This window comes from Paenisporosarcina sp. P4_E4_2 (assembly GCF_056401595.1).
Map to the genome: position 1 here is coordinate 1 of NZ_JBFUJC010000264.1, position 4,384 is coordinate 4,384.

General features: G+C 39.8%; 5 protein-coding genes and 1 riboswitch. Of the genes, 2 read left to right on the top strand and 3 right to left on the bottom strand.

The window, feature by feature from the left end:
- The coding region (locus AC1DSB_RS15040) for a gluzincin family metallopeptidase (protein WP_477587016.1) at nt 1-671 on the bottom strand (671 nt) is incomplete at its 3' end.
- Nucleotides 672-1,021: 350 nt separating this feature from the next.
- Between AC1DSB_RS15040 and AC1DSB_RS15045 the strand changes: the two genes are divergently transcribed.
- Nucleotides 1,022-1,753, top strand: a complete 732-nt coding sequence (locus AC1DSB_RS15045; protein ID WP_477532007.1) for a TspO/MBR family protein — start codon at nt 1,022-1,024, stop codon at nt 1,751-1,753.
- Between the two features lie 20 nt (nt 1,754-1,773).
- Here AC1DSB_RS15045 and map read toward each other — a convergent pair whose 3' ends face one another.
- Both map and thiT read right to left on the bottom strand, forming a co-directional pair.
- On the bottom strand, nt 1,774-2,523 hold the full coding sequence (gene map, locus AC1DSB_RS15050; RefSeq protein ID WP_477532006.1) for a type I methionyl aminopeptidase: 750 nt from the start codon (nt 2,521-2,523) through the stop codon (nt 1,774-1,776).
- Between the two features lie 257 nt (nt 2,524-2,780).
- Complete coding sequence (thiT, locus tag AC1DSB_RS15055) at nt 2,781-3,350, bottom strand: energy-coupled thiamine transporter ThiT (protein WP_016429266.1); 570 nt, start codon at nt 3,348-3,350, stop codon at nt 2,781-2,783.
- 95 nt (nt 3,351-3,445) lie between these two features.
- Nucleotides 3,446-3,550: riboswitch (TPP riboswitch) on the bottom strand.
- Between the two features lie 134 nt (nt 3,551-3,684).
- On the opposite strand from thiT, the gene AC1DSB_RS15060 reads away from it, so the two are divergent.
- On the top strand, nt 3,685-4,384 hold a 700-nt coding region (locus tag AC1DSB_RS15060), incomplete at its 3' end, for a M20 family metallopeptidase (RefSeq protein WP_477587017.1).

Consider the following 4,384-nt stretch of genomic DNA (forward strand, 5'->3'; position numbering starts at 1 on the left):
GTCCATGCTTGTTCTAATGCTTCAAACGATTCTTTTCGAACTTTTGCATCCGGATGAGAACTTAAGTTACTCGCTTGTCCTACAGAGAACTCTTTTTCTTCTCCGTCCACTGTGACACGAACTTTCACGTCACCAACCAATAAATCGTATAGTTGACCCCATCCATGATAGCCGTCCACCCCAAGAGCGGTAATCATATCTTCTTCTTTTTCAGAAAGTAATTCCTTCGCTTCATCTCGCCATTCGTTTAGAACAAAAGCAAATTCTTTTAATTGATCGTCCTTCATTAAAGCAGTCCAAACAGTTTCTTCAGTTTTTGATAACTGTTGTTGAACAACGAGCATGGATGAAGAAAAACGAGCACCTAAAGAGCCGATTTCCCCTTGCAATAAGTTCGCTTGTTTATCAGTAGTATCTTGAGCTAAATAACAACCAACAACTGCTCCAGCTTGTGTTAAATTTTCAGCAACTTGTTTAGTTTCTTCAATAATAGAAGAAATTTTAGTAGCGTCTGATTCCCCTGTTGGAACAACAAAGGATGATAAAGTTTGCTCAAAAGTATCAAGTCTACTTGCTAAAGCATCCAAATGTTCACGAAGTTCAGGAGATGAGCTTCCTCCCTTAAAAAATACGTCCAAGTCCCAAACTTCAGCATACGTCTTTGTAGTCAATATCTTTCCCCCATGTCTTTCTAAATTTTCTGAAAACACTATACTATTATATCATGCTTCTTCGCCTTGCGAAACATCGTTCTGTAGTTTTGCAATGGGTATGCCTTTTTCAATGCACACTTGCATAATATGTTCCAGAATTCTTTTTAAAACAACCTTGCGTGCATATTTCTTATTATTCGCTTCAATAAACCACGGAGCCTGTTCAACATTTCTTCAGCAGCAGTGACAAATTCTGTCAATCCAGAGACCTTCATTCTTTTAAACTTCATTTTACAGAGAGTTTTGGTAAATAGAAATTTGTTGTTGCTTTGGACTGACGTTATACTAATGTATAGGAGGTGAATGCTGTGGTTCGTTTCGCACTAATGGTCATCGCACTGATTGGTGTGATTATCATCAATGCATTGGCAAATATTTTACCACTTAACAATCAAACAACTGGTGAAATTTCCAATCGTCTTCCTGTACTATTTACACCGGCCGGCTATGTATTTTCAATTTGGTCCGTTATTTATGTATTGATGCTCATTTGGTTGGTAGGTATGTGGAAGAGGAGTAAAGATATAGATGCAACCTATATAAAGCGCTCAAATCTGTTTATCATCAGTTGCATTTTTAATGTGGCATGGATTTATTTATGGCATTATGAATATTTCTTATTTACGGTTGTCGTGATGATTGCATACCTAATTACACTAACTTTACTTTATCGTACTTATCCAGTATCCGATAACCTTCTTACTGGTCGCTTTCCAATATCAATTTATTTGGGATGGATCAGTGTTGCAACGATTACGAATATTAGTTATGTCCTAACTCTATATCAGTGGAATGGCTGGGGATTGAGTGACCCCCTATGGGCAGTCATCATGATGACTGTTGGAACAGCACTCGCACTACATATTCGATTCCACCATTTTGATATCGCTTATGTATTTGTCTTTATTTGGGCTTATATCGGAATTGCGGTCCGAAATGGTTTCGAAGAACTTCTTGTCTCTACAGCTGCTCTTTTCTTATGTGCAGTCATGCTAGCGGGCATCCTATTTATTAAAAAAAGACCAACTGCGCGTTCATAGCAGTTGGTCTTTCGCATTATTTAATCGATTTTCGTAATAAGAATTGGCGCATCTTTAGTAACGATGACCGTATGTTCAATCTGTGCAACTAATGATTTATCCGGAGTCAAGAAAGTCCAACCGTCACCAGACTCCACGACATGTTCCGCTTTTTCTGAAATGAACGGCTCAACTGCCAAAACCATACCTTCTTTTAAGATGGTAGGTTCCCATGCATCAAAGTAATTCAAAATATGCTGTGGTGCTTCATGAAGAGATTTTCCGATACCATGTCCAGTTAAGTTCATAATGACAGTTAATCCATTTTGCTTCGCTTCACGTTCCACAGCTTTGCCGATTTGATTTAACCGAGCACCAGCCTTTACTTTCAACATTGCACGGTTAAATGCACTTTCAGCTACTTCACATAGCTTTTCTTTCTTCGCGTAGCCTTCACCCACTACAAATGAAATTCCCGTATCTGCGAAATAGCCATTGAATGATCCGGATACGTCGATGTTCACTAGGTCTCCATCTTTGATGACACGTGAACCAGGAATGCCATGAGCAACTTCTTCATTGACACTGATGCATGTAAATCCAGGGAAATCGTACTCCCCTTTAGGACCAGAAATAGCTCCTTTTTCTTTAAACATGCGGCCAGCGATCTCATCAAGTTCTTTTGTCGTGACACCTGGCTTTGTTGCATCTCGCATTACATCGCGAATTTCTGCAACGATGCGACCGATAGTTTTTAACGACTCAAAGTCTTCAGTAGTTTTTGCAATCATATTCGTTAAACCCTTTCTTCCTCAAATTATCTACCCCATACTATACCACAAGAAAAGATGCTTTCCCATTTACCAAAATCATTCTGAACATTTGGTAAACCTCTAGTAAAGTATGCGCAATAGAGGAATTGCGTCATCGGCCGAATTTTAAAAACAACCCATACAGGGTTTTAACGTGGTTTTTGTTCATTCAAAACGAATTCTGTCCACTCGCTACCAACATAGATGATTCCACTCAATAAAGACACACCTTTAAATTAAACGTTATTCCGATGTTCAATCAGACGTGGTGCAGCAACGAAAATGATGGAGCAAACAATTGCTGTCAAAATAATGGAAGGAATCATATAACCGCCGTTATATACGAGCGAATAAATCCAAACGTTCTTGCCTTCTGCAGCTTCTGAAAAGAAAATAACTCCTGCGATTACGTGTGTAAAGAACCGGAAGAGCCCACCAAAAACAGCTCCCAATACGATATAAGTAATCATTTTTCCTTTACGCTGCTCATTTTTTGCTTGTATTACTTTATGTCTGACAAGTGCTGCTAAGCCAACAACTGTGAACGCTACGAAATAATCCAGGAAACCTTGGGCAGGAGTTAAAATATAAGCTCTTCCCGCTAAAATTTGAAGGACCCCAATAATCAGACCCGTGCTCAAACCTCCCGCAAGCCCCCATCGAATAGCCATCAATACGATTGGTACCATGACAAGACTAATAGATCCGCCCTGGAACCATAAGTTAATAGAAAGCATATCCAATACCAATCCGATTCCTGCAAAAATAGCCACTTCAATTAATAATAACAACTTACTTCGATTCATCTTGCTTCCTCCTTTTGCGATGTACTGCAAATCGCATGTCAGGGTGAAAAAACCATAAAAAAACAACCTCAGGGACAGAGCCTGACGTCGTTGGAGTCGGTTTCTATCCACATCCCTGCGCAAGCATTAACTTACAGGTTCAAAGGGTTAGAACGTTCCTCGCTCACTCTCAGCCATTACAGGCTCCCCTTGTGGTAAATACATCTAATTTTGATATTACGGGTTAATTGTAACCAAAGAGGGAAAGAGAAGCAAGAGGGTTTCGTTAGTTCTGTGACTTTTGGAACAGCGGTAGTATACTGAATATAAAAATTTATTGAGGATGTGAAGTTACATGATCGAGTTATTGAAAAATTTGGTAGCAGTTAAAAGTGATACAGAAGAAGGTGCCAATGAAGCACTTCGATTTTGTTCAAAATGGCTCGATAGTCATGAAATCACACATGAAGTTCTTGAAAATGAAGGCCGATTGATGATTCACGCTGAAATCGGACAAGGTCCCACAACCATCGTATGGAATGGCCATGTGGATGTAGTACCTGGAAAAATCGAGCAATTCAATCCCGTTATCGAAGGCGACCGCTTGTATGGTCGTGGATCCGCAGATATGAAAGCTGGAGTGGCAGCCATGATGGAAGCGTTCCGACGTACTTATTCTGCAAGGGAAGAACTTAAACAACGCATTGTTTTACATATTGTAACGGATGAAGAAACGGGTGGAAGTAAAACATCCGGTCATCTTGTAGAAATTGGTCGCTCAGGTGACTTTGTCATTTGCGGAGAACCAACTCACCTGAAACTAAGTGTTCAATCGAAAGGAATTCTGCATGCGGATGTCACTTTGTTCGGAAAAGCTGCCCACGGATCCCGTCCATGGGAAGGAACGAATGCCATTGAAGCAGCCTTTAAATTTAATGAACAATTAAAGACACTACCATTTACGAAAGCAAGCAATCCATATTACGAATATCCTTCCATTAACTTGGCTAAAATCCAGGCGGGCGATCGATATAATGTCGTACCTGATGAATGTC